The sequence below is a fragment of the Legionella impletisoli genome (genome assembly GCF_900639875.1).
Taxonomy (GTDB): Bacteria; Pseudomonadota; Gammaproteobacteria; order Legionellales; family Legionellaceae; genus Legionella_A; species Legionella_A impletisoli.
Genome location: NZ_CAAAIA010000007.1, coordinates 181,192 through 201,049, shown reverse-complemented (window position 1 = coordinate 201,049; position 19,858 = coordinate 181,192). Strand labels below are relative to the sequence as shown.

Genomic DNA, 19,858 nt, shown 5'->3' with positions numbered 1-19,858 from the left:
CTACTTGCTGCGGCTTTGACCGCAGCATCCATTTAACTTGCTGGTTTCTAGCGTGGATGCTGTGCTTAAAGCACAGCAGGTAGGGTAAGCTGGTGCTTGCGCTCACTCAACGCCTACTTGCTGCGGCTGTGACTGCAGTATCCATTTAACTTGCTGGTTTCTAGCGTGGATGCTGTGCTTAAAGCCATAGGTAGGGTATAAGCTAGTACATCCTCTCACTCAACGCCTACTTGCTGCGGCTTTGACCGCAGCATCCATTTAACTTGCTGGCTTCTGGCATGGATGCTGTGCTTTAAGCACAGCAGGTAGGGTATAGAGGAGGATTCTAAACGGCGTATTATGATTTATTTAATTTTTTTGCGGACTTTTTGAATGGCCCGGATCTGGGCTACGGCACGCGCTAATTCAGCGGCGGCTACCGAGTAGTCAATATCAGAATCCTTACTGGCGATGGCTTCTTCAGCTCGTGCTTTAGCGGCAAGGGCTGCTTCTTCATCTAAGCTTTCAGCCCGCTGGACCGCATCAGCCAGCACCGTTACACAATGCGGCTGAACTTCAAGCATGCCACCAGAAACGTAATAGACTTCTTCATTACCACCGGGTAGCGTTAGACGAATTTCGCCGGGTTTGAGTAAGGTCAGCAAAGGAGCGTGGCCCGGGACAATACCCAGCTCACCCATTTCTCCGGTGGCAACAATCAGTTCAACCACGCCGGAGAAAATTTCCTCTTCCGCACTGACAATATCCAAGTGCGTTGTTATTGCCATGTCAGACTCTCTCATAGGGTTTTAGCTTTGGCAACAGCTTCTTCAATGTTACCCACCATATAAAACGCTTGCTCAGGCAAGTCATCGTATTCACCCGCTAAAATACCTTGGAAGCCTTTAATGGTGTCTTTGAGTGACACATACTTACCAGGCGAGCCTGTGAATACTTCCGCAACGAAGAATGGCTGCGACAAGAAGCGCTGAATTTTACGAGCACGCGATACAACACGCTTATCTTCTTCAGATAATTCATCCATACCGAGAATCGCGATGATATCTTTAAGCTCTTTGTATCGCTGTAACGTTTGCTGGACGCGTCGAGCAGTATCATAATGTTCTTGACCAACCACCAACGGATCAAGCTGGCGAGAGGTAGAGTCAAGTGGGTCAACCGCAGGGTAAATCCCTAACTCAGCAATTTGACGTGACAATACAACCGTTGCATCCAAGTGCGCAAACGTGGTTGCAGGTGACGGATCGGTCAAGTCATCCGCAGGAACATAAACCGCTTGAATCGAAGTAATCGAGCCTGTTTTGGTTGAAGTAATCCGCTCTTGCAACATACCCATTTCTTCCGCTAAGGTAGGCTGATACCCTACCGCAGATGGCATACGACCAAGCAACGCAGACACTTCTACCCCAGCCAGGGTATAACGGTAAATATTATCGATGAACAATAAAACATCGCGGCCTTCATCACGGAATTTTTCAGCCATGGTTAAGCCCGTCAATGCCACGCGTAAACGGTTGCCTGGTGGCTCATTCATCTGGCCATACACCAACGATACTTTATCTAATACATTGGAATCTTTCATTTCGTGGTAGAAGTCGTTTCCTTCACGAGTACGCTCACCCACTCCAGCAAATACTGAGTAACCACTGTGCTCAATTGCGATGTTACGGATAAGCTCCATCATGTTTACGGTTTTACCTACACCAGCACCGCCGAATAAACCGACTTTACCACCCTTAGCAAAAGGACAAAGCAAATCAATGACTTTAATTCCCGTTTCCAACAACTCTTGGCTACCCGCTTGTTCTTCATAGCTTGGGGCAGCTCGGTGAATCGCCCATTGCTCTTCCGCTTCAATTGGGCCAGCATCATCTACTGGGCGACCCAAGACGTCCATAATGCGTCCCAAGGTTTTCTTACCGACAGGAACTTGGATAGGTTCACCGGTATTTTTAGCCTTTACACCGCGTTTCAAGCCATCAGTGGAACCCATCGCAATGGTACGAACAACACCATCGCCTAACTGTTGTTGCACTTCAAAGACTAAGTCGCCATCGGTTAATTTCAGTGCATCGTTAACTTTTGGTACGTCATCACGTGGAAATTCCACGTCAACCACGGCCCCAATTACTTGAACAACGTTTCCTATGCTCATTATTTACCCTCTTATAAAGCGGCTGCACCACCGACAATCTCCGCCAGCTCTTGCGTAATAGCGGCTTGTCGGGCTTTGTTGTAAGCCAATTGAAATTCTTTAATCAGTTCTCCAGCGTTATCGGTTGCACTCTTCATCGCAATCATTTTCGCAGCTTGCTCACATGCAATATTTTCGACTACGGCTTGATACACTTGCAACTCAATATAACGCTCCAATAGTTCATCCAATAACTCTTTAGCATCCGGTTCGTAAATGTAATCCCAGTAATGTCCCAGTACTTTGGTATCTTCTTCCGATACAGGCAAAGGTAAAAGTTGCTTCATTACGGGCTTTTGCGTCATGGTATTAATAAACAGGTTATGCGCGACATATAATGCATCAATACTGCCTTCGTAAAACGCATCCAACATCACCTTAACCACACCAATGAGATCTTTAATCCCCGGCGTATCGCCCATATGATCAACAGAGGCCAACACATTGCCTCCAACGCGTTTGAAAAATGCTTGACCCTTGCGGCCTATCACACATAAATCAATTTCTTTGCCTTCGGATTGCCACTCGCGCATCGAACCAATGGTTTCACGCAATAAATTGGAGTTTAAGCCGCCGCAAAGACCTCGGTCAGAGGTAACCACAATCACACCAATGCGCTTTATTTCACGAGCGCCCATAAAGGGGTGACGATATTCCGAATTCGCACGCGCAATATGCTTTACTACATCGTAGATCTTGCTGGCATATGGTTTAGACGCACGCATTCTTTCTTGCGTTTTCCGCATCTTGCTCGCAGCCACCATTTCCATTGCACGCGTTATTTTTTGCGTATTTTTAATGCTCGCAATTTTTGAACGGATCTCTTTAGCTCCAGCCATAACTTGCTTCACCTTTATCACAGCATGCGTGAGTCATCACGCATGAAATAGTTAAGCCATCAACAAGGATGGCCTTCATCAAGTCTTACCAACTACCGGTTCGTTTAAAATCTTCAACGGCTTTGCGTAATTGAGACTCAATTTCATCATCATACGCACCGGTTTCATTGATTTTAATTAACAACGACTCATAAGAGCTGTGCATAAAATCACGAAGCGCGGCTTCAAAGCTGCTGACTTCAGCGACTGGAACATCGTCCAAATAGCCTTTCTCAACCGTAAACAACGACAAGGCCATTTCTGCAACGGAAAGCGGTGAGTATTGTTTTTGCTTCATCAGCTCTGTAATTCGCTGTCCGCGCTCTAACTGTTTACGAGTAGCTTCATCTAAGTCTGAAGCAAATTGTGAGAACGCTTCTAATTCACGAAACTGCGCAAGCGCAAGTCGCGTACCGCCCCCAAGCTTTTTCATAATTTTGGTTTGGGCAGCACCACCTACACGAGATACAGATAATCCCGAGTTAATGGCTGGACGAATACCTGAGTTAAACAAATCCACATCCAAGAAAATCTGACCATCGGTAATAGAGATAACGTTCGTCGGTACGAATGCAGAGACGTCACCGGCTTGGGTCTCAATAATTGGCAATGCCGTTAATGAACCGGTTTTACCCTTTACTTCACCGCCGGTTAAACGCTCTACTTCCTCGGCATTAATTCGTGCAGCGCGCTCTAATAGGCGAGAATGCAGATAGAAGATATCTCCAGGATACGCTTCACGGCCTGGTGGACGACGTAGCAACAATGAAATTTGACGATAAGCCCAGGCTTGTTTAGTTAAATCATCATACACAATTAAAGCATCTTCGCCGCGCTCCATAAAATACTCACCCATCGAGCATCCTGAATATGGTGCAATAAATTGCAAAGCAGCTGAATCAGAAGCACCCGCCACGACTACGATGGTGTGCTCCATTGCGCCATGCTCTTCCAGTTTACGAACGATAGAAGCAATAGATGACGCTTTCTGGCCAATAGCAACGTATACGCATTTAACGCCCGTACCTTTTTGGTTGATGATGGCATCAATCGCAATGGCAGATTTACCCGTTTGGCGGTCACCAATAATGAGCTCCCGCTGCCCACGTCCGATAGGGATCATTGCATCCACGGCTTTTAATCCAGTTTGAACGGGTTGATCAACAGATTTACGCGAAATTACTCCAGGAGCTACTTTTTCAATGGGAGATAATTTATCGGCTTCGATAGGGCCTTTTCCATCGATAGGATTTCCTAAAGCATCTACCACGCGGCCGAGCAGATTACGACCAACGGGCACTTCAAGAATACGGCCGGTACACTTACCTTTTTGTCCTTCTGACAAAGAGCTTGCATCGCCTAAAATTACCGCACCAACTGAGTCACGCTCTAAGTTAAGAGCCAACCCATAAATGCCGCCTGGAAACTCAATCATTTCTCCTTGCATAACGTCAGCCAAACCATGCAGACGAACAATACCGTCTTTCAAGCTTACGATCGTGCCTTCGTTACGCGCTTCAGAAACCACGCTGAATTGCTCTATTTTATTTCGGATTAACTCACTGATTTCTGATGGATTTAATGCAATTTGTTCTGACATGGAATGTATCCTCAATAATTATGCGGCCAAACTGGTGCGAAGTTTATTCAATTTTCCTCTCACCGAGCCATCAATGACCAAATCACCTGCATGGATTACAGCACCACCCAGCAGTGACTCATCAATCGTCACATCTAACGTGATTTGCCGTTGCAGACGCTGACTAAGAGACTTGATTAATTGTTGCTGTTGCGCTTCAGTCAACGGAGCAAATGCGCGAACCTTAACCGTTAACGTCTTTTCTTGCTCAGCACGGAGCGCTTCGTATTGAGCATAAATATCGGGCAACAATAAAAGACGCTTGTTTTCAGCAAGCAACGCCACTAGGTTTTGAATGGCCTGCTGCTGTTCTTTAAATTGAGTGCCTTCGGTGGTTGCCACCAGCAACTCGGTTTGCTGCTCAATCGTGCTAGTTGGGTTCGTAATAAAATCCGTAGCAACTCGGTCTAGCACCGCGCCAGCCAAGATTTGCAAAATCTGAGACCAGGCGCTTAATGCGCGAGCGTCCAGGGCATACTCAAATACCGCTTTAGCATAAGGTCTGGCAGTTGTTGTTGTATCAGCCATATCAAATCTCTTCGATCAAGTTATCCAGCAGTGCACGGTTTGTATTTTCGTTAATTTCCTGCTTCAGAATTTTTTCAGCACCGGCAACCGCTAATGAAGCCACTTGCTTACGTAAATCATCACGAGCACGATTGACTTCCTGCGCAATCTGGTCTTCTGCCATGGCAGCCAGTTTTTGCGCTTCTATGCGCGCTTCTTCTTTGGCCTCTTCAACGATTTGATTAGCGCGACGATTAGCTTTTTCGATAATTTCAGCCGCCTGGGCTTTGGCTTGCTTCATCTCGTCTTTAACACGATGCTGCGCTAGCTCAAGCTCTCTGCGGCCACGTTCAGCAGCCGCCAACCCATCTGCTATCTTATCTTGGCGCTCTTCCAGCGCTTTAGCGAGGGGAGGCCAGACAAATTTCATGGTAAACCAAACAAATGTGGCAAACACCAGCATTTGTATGACCAGGGTTAAATTGATATCCAAGGTCTTTTCTCCTGTAGCATTCGGACAGTTATTTACCTATTGTACGTTCTTAAGAACCCAAGTTGGCTAGGAATGGGTTGGCGAATGTGAAGAATAGTGCAATACCAACACCAATCATGGTTACCGCATCAAGAAGACCTGCAACGATAAACATTTTAACCTGGAGCATAGGAACCATTTCAGGTTGTCGAGCCGAACCCTCTAAGAATTTACCACCCAATAAACCAAAACCAATTGCTGTACCTAGAGCACCTAGACCAATCAAAAGCGCAACCGCGATGACTGTCATGCCTTGAACTTGTGCTATTAAACTTGCAGCTTGCATAAATTTCCCCTTAATGGATATTGATTAAAAAATTAAAAACTAAAACCATCATCAATGGTCTTCATGAGCGAGACTCAGATAAACAATGGTCAAGACCATAAAGATAAAAGCCTGCAAGGTTATAACCAGAATATGGAAAATAGACCATGCAAGAGATAATAAAAATTGCGCAACTCCTAACGTCGCCGTACTAGCCATATGATCTGCTGAAGCATGCAGTGTCAGCAGAGCAATTAAGATAAAAATTAATTCGCCAGCGTATAGGTTACCAAACAAACGAAGTGCCAATGAAATGGGCTTAGCGATTAAACCAACCAACTCTAGCAACAGGTTGAACGGAATAAATAAAGGGTTATTAAACGGCTGAAGCGTCAACTCTTTAACAAATCCCTTAACGCCTTTGATTTTTAAGCTGTAATAAATAATCAGAAGAAATACGCTTAGGGATAAGGCAAACGTTAAATTCAAATCATTCGTTGGAACCACTTTGAGATAATGAATGCCAAACGCTTGAGCGACTGCCGGCAGAACATCCACGGGAACAATATCCATGAAGTTCATTAAAAACACCCAGATAAAGATGGTCAATGCCAGCGGACCAATGACTTTGTTTTTGCCATGGAAACAATCCTTCACCTGATTATCGGCAAAGGTCAGCATCATCTCTGCAAAATTTTGCAGCCTTCCAGGAACGCCGGTTGAAACGCGTCTGGCCCCTGCATACATAAACAACACAGCCAGCGCGCCTAAGACGACGGAAAAGAATAACGTATCCAGATTGATAGTCCAAAACCCGCCATTTGCGCCAAGTGTATTGGTCTTCAAATTGTAGGTTAGGTAGGTAAGGTGATGCTTAATGTATTCGGTGTTTGATACCATTTCAGTCACTTTCTGGCCTATTGTGTTTATTATCAAAAATCAGCGGAGCAAACCAAAAGACCATTTGCACCACTATATACGTCATAAAAAACAATAAGGGCTTTACGGAAAAAAGCACAAAAACCAACGCGAAGAGAACCAGCGTCAGGAATATCTTTATCGCTTCGCCTTGATAAAGACTGTTCACGATTTTCCTGGCGGCTCTTGCACCTTGGTATTGAAATACTTTCCAAGCAAAATAAGCATTGGGAATGATGCTGACTAAGCCGCCTAAAGCGGCAGATTGAGCAGCAACCCATCCGCCAAAAACAGCAGACGCTATCGCTAGGATTAAGGTTAGCCCAGTCTGGCACGCCAGAAGGCGACGTGCGCCTCGCACACCTTGCTTATTTTTCACGATTACACCCATCTTTTGGCGCGGATTATAAAGTAAACAAAATGGATAATCAACGCCAACGACCGTAATCAACCGTAAAAAATTTAAACGTATTCTCCTCTTTACAGAGACTTTACTGTCCAATATTTGTTCACGACTCTTTAAGTATTCTATAATTTAAATATCGATGCCAAGCATCGGGGAGGTAGATGATGAGAAACATCAAACCCCAAAACTCATTCATCTACTCGCATTATTCTAACTAAGTTAATCGAAGGAATGTGCATTATGTCAGAAAAGCAACAGCGCACCGCGGCTCATATGCGGGAAAAGATGGCCAATCGATATGGAGACGGATTGGATCATAAACACGATAAGTCTCACAACCCTTACCGCAAACACTACCGATCCCACCCAGCAGGACAATCTTTTAAAGAAGAAACATCGCAACTAAGTGAATCCACCGGACATTTGCGCGCGCATAAATTAAAAAAAGTTCGAAAGCGCATAAATAATGGAAGTTTCCACTAGGTAACAGTGAGTTAAACGATTTTTTGGTATTCTCGCGCAGTCGGAATCTATTTAAGTCATCGACCATCGACTGCGTGAATGACCCAAAGAGAACATGATACGAATCTTACAAGTGATTGGTAGAACTTTGATAAATATAACCATCTGTTTACGGATTGCTTTGCAGCATTCTCATACCAGGATCAATCGATAATCGATCCCAGTGTTTTAATTAATGCGAGCTTACTTTGAATGGATTTCGTACAAACGTCACAAATACCTTTTCTGTCGAGCTTACGTTAATTATCTAAACATTTTTAACTGGCAACGTTAAAAATGGATAATCGTGAGTGTTTAGTATTTGCGCACCTGCGAGACGGATGCCCGCAATCAGACCAATCAACTAAACATTTCCTCCAACCTGTTGCTTTTTCTCTCATAATTTTTTTAGAAATTCCGATAAACAACTGGATAATAGTTTCATCAATTGATAAAGTATAAGTATCCACATCAGGTTTGCCACTTTCCTGATTGGGAACAGCAGCAAATGGCCTGAGAATGCTCAGGCCTTTTATTTTTTAGGTAATTGTCTCAGGTTCTATGTGACTTAATTCTGATCTGGCTGGTCGCTTAGATGAAAGTACTTAAATAATTTGACAACGCGCCGTACACCTGAGGTTTCTCTAGCAATTAAAATTACTTTTCTTGCTTGCTCAGGAAGCACATCTCCCATAAGATAAACAATTTGGTCCGACGTAATCACCTTAAATTTTTTAGGATTAATGTCTGAATCCGCAAGGATGCCGCTGCGAATTTTAGCGGTGATCCAACTATCTTCTAGCGTATCTCTTGGCGCTTGTTCAAGGCTTATTTGGACAAATAACCTACGATAACCACTAAGTTGCTTTACACGACGTTCGGCTTCCTGCTTTAAGGCGCGATTCGGCACATGACCAGCTAATAAAATGTCACCATTAAACACTGCGTAATCAATCGCGCAATGATCGCATTTGAAGGTCGTATCTTTATAAAGCGTGCGACCCACGTTTGCGCCCAATTGAAAATCACCCGCCTGTTTGTACAAGGTGTGTCGATCGTAAAATAACGTGGCACCCGTTAAAATATTACCGACACAGCCAGTCAATGCCGAGCTAAACAGAAGAACGCCTATAATCACCGCGGTTTTGCGTTTCATGTTAAGTAATATAACGAAATACTTTGACTACCTTGGTAACCCCATTGACTTGCCTTGCAACGTCTACGGCCAAATTGGCTTGTTTGTGGGTGACGATTCCCATTAAGTACACCACCGAGTTTTCAGTAACAACCCGGATAGAGCCTGACTCAAGTCCTTTTTTAGTTAGCATTTGTGTGCGAACCTGGCTTGTGATCCAAGTGTCTTGGCTTCGTTGTGAAAGCGAAGTGGGGTAGCCAATGGTGATTTCATTGTATACACGCTCGACGTTTGGCGTTTGTCTTGCTATTTTTTCTGCCAACACCTTCAAGGAAGCAGCGGGCGTTTGGCCCGTTAATAGAACAACTTGGTTAAAGCTGGTTACGTCAATGTGAGAATCATTAAATTTAGGATTGGTCACAATGGTCTTATGCACCACGTGAAAAATTCTTGCATCTTTTTCAATCATGACCACGCTGCGTTTATCGTAAACAATTAACCCTCCAGCAGCCCCAGCCGCAACGACTGCGATGCATCCGGATAGAAGTGCAGATAAAAATAAAATCGATATTTTTTTCATAGCATTAACCCACCATTTGTCCAAACAAGCACTGATCAATTAAATCGCAAAAACAATGTAAAATAAATAAATGCGTCTCTCGAATTCGAGCAGCGTTATCCCCTGCTACGCGAAGCTCGATGTCTTCAGGACCTAAATGATTCGCTAAAACGCCTCCATCGCGGCCACTTAAAGCAATCGTATCCATGCCACGATCATTTGCGGCATTCACTGCTTGTAAAATGTTATCTGCATTGCCTGAGGTCGTCATAGCCACCAACACATCACCCTCATGACCTAATGCCTGAATTTGCCTTGCAAATACTTGATCAAAATGACCATCATTGCCAACAGAAGTCAATGCACCTTGATCAGAGGTGAGTGTAATCACAGGTAAAGCCGGTCGCTCCACTTCAAAGCGGTTTAACATGGCTGCAGAAAAATGCAGACAATTGGCAGCCGATCCTCCATTGCCACAAAGTATTAATTTACCATCATTTAATAAACAATTGGCAAGACGCATTCCGGCTTTGGCAATTACGGTGGCCATGGTATCGGCAACGGCAATTTTCGCTTCGATGCTCGCACCAAATAAATGCTTAACGCGCTCTTCCAGCTGTATCATGCTTACCTCATTATTTTTCAGGGTGTTCTGAAACGTTACAGACCTACGCCAAAGGCATTTTTTATCCAATTGATTTGATAGGGTTTTCCCTCAAGCGATACCACATCAAAACGAATTGGGAGATTATGGTGTATTTTTTTCTGCATTAAATAAAATAAGGCGGTTTTAATCAATTTTTGCTGCTTTTGATAATTCACGCTGGCTAGCGCCCCTCCGTAAGCTTTCGATGCCCGTGCACGGACTTCTATAAACACCAGATAATCCTTATCCCGCATGATTAAATCGATTTCGCCCAATTTGCTGCGATAATTCGTTTCGATGAGCTTTAATCCTTGAGAAATAAGATGCTCTTTTGCTTCTTCTTCAGCGGCAAATCCAATTTGTTGTGACATCCGTTATTATCCTAATCCTACTAAACGCGTTTAACACGCTCTTGTAAAGTGTTTAAGAGCTCAGAAAGTCTGTCCTCATCTTCATAATGAATCACCAAAGAGCCCTTTCCTGCTTTACCAGGCTTTAATTGAATTTTGGTTTTCCATTGCCTGGCCAAATCATGCAACTTCGCTTCAAACTGCGGAGAAACACTTTTTCTAGGATTAGCTTTATCGTTTACTAACCCACCGGATTTTACACGAGCGACTAAGGCTTCGGTTTCTCGAACGGACAAACTTTTCGCCACCACGAGCAGTGCCACCTGGCGTTGTTGCTCCGCAGTTAACATGAGCAAACAACGCGCATGCCCCATATCTAAATCACCATGTTCAAGTAACGTTTTAACCTCATCACACAGTTGCATTAATCTTAGAAAATTGCTTACGGCTGCGCGGGATTTGGACAAGAGTTCAGCCACTTGCTGATGCGTCAAATCAAACTCATCAATTAAACGCTGCATCGCACGGGCTTGATCCATTGCATTTAAATCCTCGCGCTGGAGATTTTCCACCAACGCCATGGCCGTAGCGGTTTCATCGTCTACTTGGCGGATTATGGTGGAAACTTCAGTTAAACCTGCTAATTTACATGCTCGCCAGCGACGCTCACCTGCAATGATTTCATAGTGATCTGAACCTACTTCTCGAACTACAATGGGTTGTAATAAGCCTTGTTTTTTTATCGACTCAGCAAGCTCCATCAAGCCAGATTCTTCGATACCTCTGCGCGGTTGATACTTTCCAGGTTGCAATTGGGTTAAAGGCATCTTTGTGAGTGTTTGTTCATTCAGTTCTTCTGCAACAGCCTGGCTACTTTGACCCAAAAGCACTGATAAATTTCGCCCAAGACCGCGTTTTGCCATTGTAGATACCTCAATTTAATTACTTAGTATGAAAGAACGCCTAATGACTGGTGCTCATTACTTCCTGCTTACCCATCACTTCCGATGCTAAAACCATATACGCTGCGGCGCCAGCAGAAGATTTATCATAATGCATGGCCACTAAACCATGGCTCGGTGCTTCGGCAAGTCGAACGTTTCGAGGAACTACAGTCCGATATACCTTATTGCCAAAATGTTCTAGCAATTGCTTAGAAACTTCGGATGATAAACGGTTTCTAGCATCATACATCGTGCGCAATATCCCCTCAATTTGAAGCCGTGGATTAACCGAAGATTTTATTTGCTCAATGGTTGAGAGCAACGCCGCCAATCCTTCTAATGCATAATACTCGCATTGCATAGGAACTAATACCGAATCCGCTGCCACTAATCCGTTGATGGTTAGTGTATTTAAGGCGGGAGGGCAATCCAACAAGATAAAATCATATTGACTTTGGAGGGGTTGTAAGGCTTTAAATAAAAAGGTCTCACGATGGTTCTGTTCCATTAAGCTAACTTCCGCAACCGTTAAATCTTTATTAGCAGGAATTAGGTCAAACCCAGCATGGGTCGTAATTGCCGCTTGTTCAGCTAAGCAATCGCGTAGCAAAACGTCATTGCTGGTATGAACTAGATCGTTTTTATTGACCCCTGATCCCATAGTAGCATTACCCTGAGGGTCTAAGTCCATAAGCAGCACGTTTTGATGAAGTGCCGCCAGAGATGCAGCTAAATTAATAGCTGTGGTGGTCTTCCCAACGCCACCTTTTTGATTGGCAATGGCTATGACTTTCGCCATGATGATTCCTTGTATAAACTTACAATAATTATTATTTCGGGTTAATGATCACACAACAACGCTGACCTTCCAGGCCCGGAACGGTATAAGGCTCGACCTGATAGGGATGCAGGAGGGTTTGCAATTCAATTTCAGGGACTCGTCCTTTCATGGCAAGCCAAATCCCATCCAGAGCAATAAGATGGCTTGTCCAAGTCAGCATTTGACTTAAATCACTAAATGCCCGACTAGTTACTGTATCAAAACCTTGCGTTGGGTGGTAGTTCTCAACTCGGCTATGCACCACTTCAATTTGAGTTAAGGAAAGCATGCGTTTTACTTCCTGTAAAAATCGAATTTTTTTGCCATTGCTATCCAATAATACCACCTCGAGATCAGGCCTTGCCAAGGCTAAGGGGATCCCAGGTAATCCTGGGCCTGTGCCCACATCAATCAAACGTTTTCCTTTTACCCAGGGTAGGATGGCAAGACTGTCTAAAATATGGCGAGAAACCATCTCCGACATATCCCTTACCGCAGTTAGATTATAAGCTTGATTCCATTTGTGCAACAACTGCAAATAAGCCAAGAATGGTTCGATAGGAAGTGTAAGTCCTAATTGCTTTAATCCATGTGCCAATTCATCTTGAATGCTTCTAGGAAGACTCATGCCAATAACCGCTGCTTTTTTAAATGAACCAATAATAAAGACAAAGCCGCAGGGGTAACGCCTGAGATACGACTAGCTTGGGCAATAGATTGGGGCTTTATTTGATTAAGCTTTTGAACCACTTCCGAAGAAAGACCTGTGACCTCGCTGTAATCTAAGGCATCAGGTAATTTTGTATGCTCATGCTTTCGCAGTCTTTCAATGTCTTCTCGTTGTCGGTCAATGTAACCTGCGTATTTGGTTTGAATTTCGACTTGTTCAGAAACTTCCAAAGAAAGCAAGGGCAAAGCCGTATCGTCTAATTGCTGCAAATGATCATATTGAATTTCTGGTCGTTTTAATAAATCCGAGGCACGACAATCATGAAGCAAGGGCGCTTCTAATACGTCTTTTAAGGCGTTGTTATGATTTACCCTAATCCATGTGTTTTTTAGTAATTGGTTGGCTTTTTCAATGGCTTCTTGTTTTTCAGAAAATGCTTTCCAACGCGCATCCCCCACTAAACCTAATTCACGACCTTTTTCGGTTAATCGCAAATCGGCGTTATCTTCGCGTAGTAGCAAGCGATATTCAGCACGGCTTGTAAACATGCGGTAGGGTTCTTGCGTGCCACAAGTAACCAAATCATCGATTAAAACTCCTATGTAAGCTTCATCGCGACGAGGGCTCCAGAGCGGTTGGTCTTTCACCTGTAATGCCGCATTCATGCCCGCCACCAAGCCTTGAGCCGCTGCTTCTTCGTAACCGGTTGTGCCGTTAATTTGGCCTGCGAAAAAGAGATTAGACAAAGGTTTCGTCTGTAGATAAGGCGTTAAACCACGGGGGTCAAAATAATCGTATTCAATGGCATAGCCAGGGCGAGTAATGTGTGCCTGTTCGAACCCTTTAATGGTGCGGACAAATTGAACCTGAACTTCAAAAGGCAAACTAGTCGAGATGCCGTTAGGATAAATTTCATCCGTGGTTAACCCTTCAGGCTCCACAAAAATCTGATGCGATAACTTATCGGCAAAACGCACCACTTTATCTTCAATAGAAGGGCAATAGCGAGGTCCTACGCCCTCAATGACGCCCGCATACATCGGCGAATGATGGAGGTTTTCGCGAATAATATCATGGGTGGCGGCGGTAGTATGGGTAATGTGGCATGGCACCTGCTGGGGATGGTCTTTAACATGACCAAGATAAGAAAAGACAGGCACTGGCGTATCACCAGGCTGGACGGTCATTTGACTGTAATCTATCGTGCGACCATCAATTCTAGGAGGTGTTCCTGTTTTTAACCGCCCAACAGGTAGTTTGAGTTCACGCAAGCGTTCAGCTAAAGCAATAGCGGGCGGATCACCTGCACGCCCGCCTGCGGATTGGCTAGCGCCTACGTGTATTTTTCCACCAAGGAAAGTCCCTACGGTCAACACCACCGCCCGTGCACGCAAGTAAAACCCCATTTGAGTGCGAACGCCTGTAACAATGTCGTTTTCAATCACCAAATCATCAACGGCTTGTTGAAAAATGGTTAAATGCGGTTGAGATTGTAAGGCTTGTCGGATGGCTTGGCGATAAAGCACGCGATCCGCTTGTGCGCGAGTGGCTCGAACAGCAGGGCCTTTAGACGCGTTTAAGATACGAAACTGGATGCCTGCAAAATCCGCGGCTTTCGCCATCACACCATCTAATGCATCAATTTCCTTCACCAAATGACCTTTCCCAATCCCGCCAATGGCCGGATTACAAGACATTTGGCCAAGCATATCCATGTTGTGGGTCAGCAATAAGGTTTCAACGCCCATACGAGCGGCCGCCAGCGCTGCCTCAGTGCCAGCATGCCCGCCACCAACCACAATTACATCATAGCATTTCTCAAGATTCATCGTTGGTAATCATCATGAACAAAATCGCGCAATTATACACTTTTTTACCAATTTTTGATAGATCCTATCCACTGATATAACATGAACATGACCTTATAATGCTTCGACTATTAGTCTACTTAACAAGACTACTACCTCCTACTTGGCTCCAGCCAGTACCTGGGACTTGGCCGGCCACCACTTGGCCGGTCATTATCCCTACTTGACCCGGTTTGTCCGGGTCATCTAATGGATTTTCTTATAATCCACCGCATCAAGATTACATAATTCAAAAAATTAGAGACACTTACTGTGGGTTTATTAGAGATGACCCGGACAAGCCGGGTCAAGTAGGCAGTGAGGATGGCCGAGACAAATCCGGATTTAGTAGTAGATCTGACCTTGACAAAAATTGCAGTATTCGTAACAAACGTTATCGTACCCTTTATTCAACAAAATAGATTTTATCAAAAGGAGCATACTATTCTCTGGTTCGATTACTACCTCCTACTTGGCACCAGCTAGTACCTGGGACTTGGCCGGCCACCACTTGACCGGCCTTATCCCTACTTGACCCGGCTTGTCCGGGTCATCTAATGGATTTTCTTATAATCCACCGCATCAAGATTACATAATTCAAAAAATTAGAGCCGATTACTGTGGGTTTATTAGAGATGACCCGGACAAGCCGGGTCAGGTAGGCAGTGAGGATGGCCGAGACAAATCCGGATTTAAGGGAGTAAAGGACTCAACCAGCCAAATTAACTAGCCAACGCACCTAGCATTCAAATTTATGGACCATTATTCTTGTGGGCGCTATCTACTCCACTGCCTGCTTCGAACCTAGATTCATGAAGTGCTTGCCTCAACTGATCTTGATTCCATCCCATCATTGCCTGCAAATAAGTCCTTTGCGCTTCAGCCCGAAGCTCACGTTGTGCTGCAGGTACTTGCAATGTTTCATCTAAAAGCATCCTCAACGCGTCTACTTCACCAACTCCTCGTTTTATTTTGTTAAGAAAAAACTTTGCTTTATTATCTGCGGCTTGATATTCATCCAAGAGAGTACGCAGCACAGGAGGGATTTCCGGCTCGACACGCCCCCCTGCGGCTTTTTGTTGAGCTATTCTCTCCTCAAGCTGCCGATGTAAATGTTGAATCAAGACACCTAATCTTCCACGATAAGGTCCCATTTTATTTAGTTTGCTTAAAACTTCCTCAGGCCTGTTATGGTTATGTGGGTTGCTACTCTGTTCAATGAAATTAATTGTCTCCAATATATGTGGTTCAACACGCTGCCTTGCAGCAACGCTTGTATACTCCTGCTTATAGGCTTTAGCTGCTTCCCAAAGTCCGTGGCGCTCTTTTAAATTATATCTTGATAAGTCGACTCTTGGATTGGCTAATTCTTGATCATAAAGCCGACGTTTCTCATCATCAGATAATACTTCATATGCCGATTGAACGTGCTTAAACCTTTCCGTTGCTTCATCTATTTCTTTTTGAGGTTTACCAGCTAATCTATCTGGATGATATTGTAGTGCCAGCTTTTTATAAGCTTTACGAATATCTTCTGGTGATGCGCCCTGACGAACACCTAATACTTCATAATGATTCATTGGCTGCCCCATGCCTTAATTGGTCTATTGTAATTATAGCCAAAAAAATAATTTACTTGCCCTGATCTGGCGATCCAACTATGACAATAATTGCCGTATTCATAAAAAAACGTTACCGTACCTCTTATTCTACAAACAAAAGAGATTTATAGATGGGGCAAGTCGCTCAGGTTTGTATTCCCCATACTAACCGAGATTTTTTTGATTACCATTGCCTGGAAGAATGTCCGGCCCTAGGCGCTCGGGTACTGGTTCCTTTCCGAAATAAGCAACGACTAGGCGTGGTGGTTGGACACCATCTTAAAGAATCGAGCATCATTAAAACCAAAGCCATAGATGCCGTGCTGGACAAAGAAGCTTTAATTCCCTCTGATTTATTATCATTATGTCGCTGGGTGGCGGACTATTATCAATCCCCTTTATCCGAAGTGTTACCGTTGATGTTGCCCAAACGCTATCGCGAAGGAAAAGCCGAATCTTTATCAACAAAAGCGTTCTATTCTCTAGCCATGTCGCAATCAACGGCTCACCAAACATTGCGCGCTAATGCGCCTAAACAACACGCCTTAATTGATTTTTTGGCCACCTCACCCAACGCTGTTGATAAACAAACCCTGTTGAATAATGGATTTATTACCACGCAAATTCATGCACTCTTGGAGCGGGGTATTTTGGTTAAAGAAGAGCGAGTGGCATTCCCTTATGTTCCTAACTTAACTTCAACGTCCATCTTAGAATTAAATAACGCTCAGAAAACGGCTGTTGACGCTATTTTAGCGAGCTTTAATCGTTTCCAGTGTTTTTTACTGCAAGGCGTCACGGGGAGTGGTAAAACGGAGGTGTATCTTCGTGTTATTGAACGCGCGCTTTCCTGTAATCAACAAGTTTTGGTTTTGGTGCCTGAAATAGGTTTGACGCCGCAATTATTAGCTCGTTTTTATGCAAGACTTAATGAGCCGATGGTCGTCATTCATTCGAATTTAAATGATACGGAGCGACAACACGCATGGCAGCTTGCGCATCAAGGGCTTGCAAAGTTAGTTATCGGCACGCGAACCGCTGTATTTACCCCGATACCTAAACTCGGCTTAATCATTATCGATGAAGAACATGATTCGTCCTTAAAGCAAATGGATGGCGTTCGCTATTCTGCTCGAGATACCGCTTTAATTCGCGCACGAGATAATCAAATCCCAATTGTTTTGGGCTCAGCAACCCCTAGTCTTGAAAGTTTGCATAACTGCCTCAATCAAAAGTACAAGCGACTTTTACTGCCTAATCGGGCAGCCGCCACTACTCCCTTAGAATTTCAGATCATGGATATTCGCAGCAAACTGCTTCATCATGGGTTATCCGAGGCCACCTTAGAACAGATTCAATCGCACCTTAACCAAGGTAATCAAGTATTGGTGTTTATTAACCGTCGCGGCTATGCCCCCGTTCTTCTTTGCCACCAATGCGGTTTTATGGCGGACTGTCGGGCCTGTGATAGTCATTTGACCTTGCATCAAACCACTCAACAATTGATTTGCCATCATTGCGGGCTGGCACAACCTATCCCCAAATGCTGTAAAGCCTGCAAAAGTTCAGAGCTCATCCCTGTCGGTGTAGGCACTCAGCGGATTTTTGATTACTTATCTCAGCGTTTTCCAAATACGACCCTTCTGCGAGTAGACCGCGATGAAGTGCGGCGAAAGCATGCTTTGCACGATTGCTTAGCGCAGATAAACCAAGGCGATGCGCAGCTGATTGTGGGTACGCAAATGCTTGCTAAAGGACATCACTTTCCCAATTTAACGCTTGTGGTTATTTTAGATGCGGATCAAGGATTTTATAATCAAGACTTTCGTGCATTAGAGCGACTTGGGCAGTTAATCACTCAAGTAGCAGGACGAGCAGGGCGAGAAGATAAGCCAGGCAAAGTGCTGATTCAAACCCATTTGCCTCATCATCCTTTGCTAAATTGCTTAATCCAAGAAGGCTATGATGCGTTTGCTGAAACGTTATTGGAACAGCGACGTCTCGCTAGTCTCCCACCCTATCAATTTCTAGCGCTCATTCGTGCACAAAGCAAAACTCTACCTAGCGTCTTAGAGTTTTTACACAAAGCAAAATTTAAACTTCAAGATTCAAGATTACTCACATTGGGGCCAGCGCCTGCGCCATTAGCTAGAAAATCAGATTATCATCGCATGCAATTATTAATTAAATCACCTTCTCGAAAAGCACTGCAAACTACATTGACCGAGTTGCGATCCTGGTTAACAATCAACAATAAGAATAACCGGGTTCGCTGGAACATAGACGTTGATCCTATGGATTTGTCATGAATCATCAAGTTAATTATGTGCATGAAAAAACCTTTACCATAGCCTGGGGCGATATGGATGCCTTAGGGCATGTTAATAACGGCAAATATTTCGATTATTTTCAGGAAGCGCGTATCGAATGGTTGCAAAGTCTTAATTTTGATTTAAAACAAGATAAAGGCCCTGTTGTGGTTCACGTGGCTTGCACCTTCTTAAAGCCCGTGGTTTACCCAGCTACCTTAACCATCAAAAGCAACTTACAGCACATGGGACGCTCAAGCATGGAAATGCATCATGAGCTTTATCAAGGGGCTACTTTAATGGCTGAAGGCATTAGCCGAATCGTTTGGGTGGATTACCAAAGCAATAAATCCCACCCACTGCCTGAGGAAATTCGCTCCCTTTTTGAACGCAAAATTGAGAAATAGAATTCACATTCGTGATTGGGGTGTGTATAGTTTCTGGCAATTGATTTAACTTCGTACAAACGTTTTACTACGGAGCGTACTCATCATTATGGATAACGCACATGGCAAAACTTTATTTTTATTTCGCGGCTATGAATGCCGGCAAAAGCACGGTTTTATTGCAATCCAGTTACAACTACCGCGAGCGAGGCATGAATACTTTATTATTCACTCCCGCAATTGATAACCGATTCAAATTAGGCACCGTCAGTTCTCGCATCGGCTTATCAGAACCTGCGATTATGTTTCATAGCCACGACGATTTATATACAATTGTTCAAAAAGAAAAAAAAGACTACGCGTGCATATTAATTGATGAAGCCCAATTTTTAACGCGCAATCAAGTGCAGCAATTAACTGACATCACGGATGAATTGAAAATTCCCGTTCTCGCTTATGGACTTCGCACGGATTTCAGAGGTGAGTTATTTGAAGGCAGTCAATATTTGCTCGCCTGGGCAGACGAGCTGGTTGAAATTAAGACCATTTGCCATTGCGGCCGGAAAGCAACCATGATTCTTCGCTTAGATGCTGAAGGAAATGTACTATCTGAAGGCGAACAAGTGCTTATCGGCGGCAACAACATGTATATTTCAACATGCCGAGAACACTTCAAAAAACGTCAGCCTGGCTGCCTTGAATTCACCCAAAAGACACAGCGACAACTTGAGCACCACGAATAATACACTCG

Annotated in this window: 22 protein-coding genes; 4 read left to right on the top strand and 18 right to left on the bottom strand. The window is 44.1% G+C overall.

From position 1 onward, the window contains the following. Positions 1–344 precede the first annotated feature (344 nt). The 9 genes from E1O41_RS09120 to E1O41_RS09080 all read right to left on the bottom strand — a co-directional run bounded on the left by E1O41_RS09120 (position 345) and on the right by E1O41_RS09080 (position 7,312). Entirely contained in the window at positions 345–767 is a 423-nt protein-coding gene (locus E1O41_RS09120; RefSeq protein WP_131777020.1) for a F0F1 ATP synthase subunit epsilon, read from the bottom strand. Between the two features lie 11 nt (positions 768–778). Next, positions 779–2,155 carry a F0F1 ATP synthase subunit beta gene (gene atpD / locus E1O41_RS09115; protein WP_131777006.1) on the bottom strand — a complete coding sequence of 459 codons (1,377 nt, stop codon included), beginning with the start codon at positions 2,153–2,155 and terminating at the stop codon, positions 779–781. An 11-nt stretch (positions 2,156–2,166) separates the two neighbouring features. Continuing rightward, a complete protein-coding gene (atpG, locus tag E1O41_RS09110; RefSeq protein WP_131777005.1) occupies positions 2,167–3,033 on the bottom strand; it encodes a F0F1 ATP synthase subunit gamma in 867 nt (288 codons plus the stop codon). 85 nt (positions 3,034–3,118) lie between these two features. Beyond that, positions 3,119–4,672: a F0F1 ATP synthase subunit alpha gene (atpA, locus tag E1O41_RS09105; RefSeq protein ID WP_131777004.1), complete on the bottom strand. Its 1,554-nt coding sequence runs from the start codon at positions 4,670–4,672 to the stop codon at positions 3,119–3,121. 18 nt (positions 4,673–4,690) lie between these two features. Next, positions 4,691–5,239: a F0F1 ATP synthase subunit delta gene (locus tag E1O41_RS09100; RefSeq protein WP_131777003.1), complete on the bottom strand. Its 549-nt coding sequence runs from the start codon at positions 5,237–5,239 to the stop codon at positions 4,691–4,693. 1 nt (position 5,240) lies between these two features. Further along, positions 5,241–5,711 carry a F0F1 ATP synthase subunit B gene (locus tag E1O41_RS09095; protein WP_131777002.1) on the bottom strand — a complete coding sequence of 157 codons (471 nt, stop codon included), beginning with the start codon at positions 5,709–5,711 and terminating at the stop codon, positions 5,241–5,243. Between the two features lie 49 nt (positions 5,712–5,760). Then, a complete protein-coding gene (gene atpE / locus E1O41_RS09090; RefSeq protein ID WP_131777001.1) occupies positions 5,761–6,036 on the bottom strand; it encodes a F0F1 ATP synthase subunit C in 276 nt (91 codons plus the stop codon). 51 nt (positions 6,037–6,087) lie between these two features. Next, on the bottom strand, positions 6,088–6,915 hold the full coding sequence (gene atpB / locus E1O41_RS09085; RefSeq protein WP_131777019.1) for a F0F1 ATP synthase subunit A: 828 nt from the start codon (positions 6,913–6,915) through the stop codon (positions 6,088–6,090). Position 6,916: 1 nt separating this feature from the next. Further along, positions 6,917–7,312 carry a F0F1 ATP synthase subunit I gene (locus E1O41_RS09080; protein WP_229669353.1) on the bottom strand — a complete coding sequence of 132 codons (396 nt, stop codon included), beginning with the start codon at positions 7,310–7,312 and terminating at the stop codon, positions 6,917–6,919. Positions 7,313–7,579: 267 nt separating this feature from the next. Here E1O41_RS09080 and E1O41_RS09075 point away from each other — a divergent pair, with 267 nt between their 5' ends. Then, positions 7,580–7,822, top strand: coding sequence for a hypothetical protein (locus E1O41_RS09075; RefSeq protein ID WP_131776999.1), 243 nt, complete (start codon positions 7,580–7,582; stop codon positions 7,820–7,822). A 586-nt stretch (positions 7,823–8,408) separates the two neighbouring features. Here the strand turns inward: E1O41_RS09075 and E1O41_RS09070 are convergent. The 9 genes from E1O41_RS09070 to E1O41_RS12035 form a co-directional block, all read right to left on the bottom strand. Beyond that, on the bottom strand, positions 8,409–8,996 hold the full coding sequence (locus tag E1O41_RS09070) for a BON domain-containing protein (protein WP_131776998.1): 588 nt from the start codon (positions 8,994–8,996) through the stop codon (positions 8,409–8,411). A gap of 1 nt (position 8,997) precedes the next feature. Continuing rightward, positions 8,998–9,555: a BON domain-containing protein gene (locus E1O41_RS09065; RefSeq protein WP_131776997.1), complete on the bottom strand. Its 558-nt coding sequence runs from the start codon at positions 9,553–9,555 to the stop codon at positions 8,998–9,000. A gap of 4 nt (positions 9,556–9,559) precedes the next feature. Next, positions 9,560–10,159: a D-sedoheptulose-7-phosphate isomerase gene (locus E1O41_RS09060; RefSeq protein WP_131776996.1), complete on the bottom strand. Its 600-nt coding sequence runs from the start codon at positions 10,157–10,159 to the stop codon at positions 9,560–9,562. Between the two features lie 35 nt (positions 10,160–10,194). After that, positions 10,195–10,551 (bottom strand): YraN family protein, encoded by a 357-nt coding sequence (locus tag E1O41_RS09055; protein ID WP_131776995.1) that lies wholly within the window; start codon positions 10,549–10,551, stop codon positions 10,195–10,197. Between the two features lie 20 nt (positions 10,552–10,571). Next, positions 10,572–11,453, bottom strand: a complete 882-nt coding sequence (locus tag E1O41_RS09050; RefSeq protein WP_131776994.1) for a ParB/RepB/Spo0J family partition protein — start codon at positions 11,451–11,453, stop codon at positions 10,572–10,574. Positions 11,454–11,493: 40 nt separating this feature from the next. Continuing rightward, complete coding sequence (locus tag E1O41_RS09045) at positions 11,494–12,273, bottom strand: ParA family protein (RefSeq protein WP_131776993.1); 780 nt, start codon at positions 12,271–12,273, stop codon at positions 11,494–11,496. A gap of 31 nt (positions 12,274–12,304) precedes the next feature. Further along, positions 12,305–12,922 carry a 16S rRNA (guanine(527)-N(7))-methyltransferase RsmG gene (gene rsmG / locus E1O41_RS09040; protein ID WP_131776992.1) on the bottom strand — a complete coding sequence of 206 codons (618 nt, stop codon included), beginning with the start codon at positions 12,920–12,922 and terminating at the stop codon, positions 12,305–12,307. Beyond that, entirely contained in the window at positions 12,919–14,793 is a 1,875-nt protein-coding gene (gene mnmG, locus E1O41_RS09035; protein ID WP_131776991.1) for a tRNA uridine-5-carboxymethylaminomethyl(34) synthesis enzyme MnmG, read from the bottom strand. Before mnmG ends, rsmG begins: the two co-directional genes overlap by 4 nt. Positions 14,794–15,563: 770 nt before the next feature. After that, positions 15,564–16,391, bottom strand: coding sequence for a J domain-containing protein (locus E1O41_RS12035; protein WP_131776990.1), 828 nt, complete (start codon positions 16,389–16,391; stop codon positions 15,564–15,566). A gap of 152 nt (positions 16,392–16,543) precedes the next feature. On the opposite strand from E1O41_RS12035, the gene E1O41_RS09025 reads away from it, so the two are divergent. From E1O41_RS09025 to E1O41_RS09015, 3 genes are all read left to right on the top strand, one after another. Next, entirely contained in the window at positions 16,544–18,721 is a 2,178-nt protein-coding gene (locus E1O41_RS09025) for a primosomal protein N' (RefSeq protein WP_131776989.1), read from the top strand. Beyond that, positions 18,718–19,128 carry an acyl-CoA thioesterase gene (locus E1O41_RS09020; RefSeq protein WP_131776988.1) on the top strand — a complete coding sequence of 137 codons (411 nt, stop codon included), beginning with the start codon at positions 18,718–18,720 and terminating at the stop codon, positions 19,126–19,128. The genes E1O41_RS09025 and E1O41_RS09020 overlap by 4 nt, the downstream gene beginning before the upstream one ends. A gap of 101 nt (positions 19,129–19,229) precedes the next feature. Beyond that, on the top strand, positions 19,230–19,850 hold the full coding sequence (locus E1O41_RS09015) for a thymidine kinase (protein WP_131776987.1): 621 nt from the start codon (positions 19,230–19,232) through the stop codon (positions 19,848–19,850). Positions 19,851–19,858 lie beyond the last annotated feature (8 nt).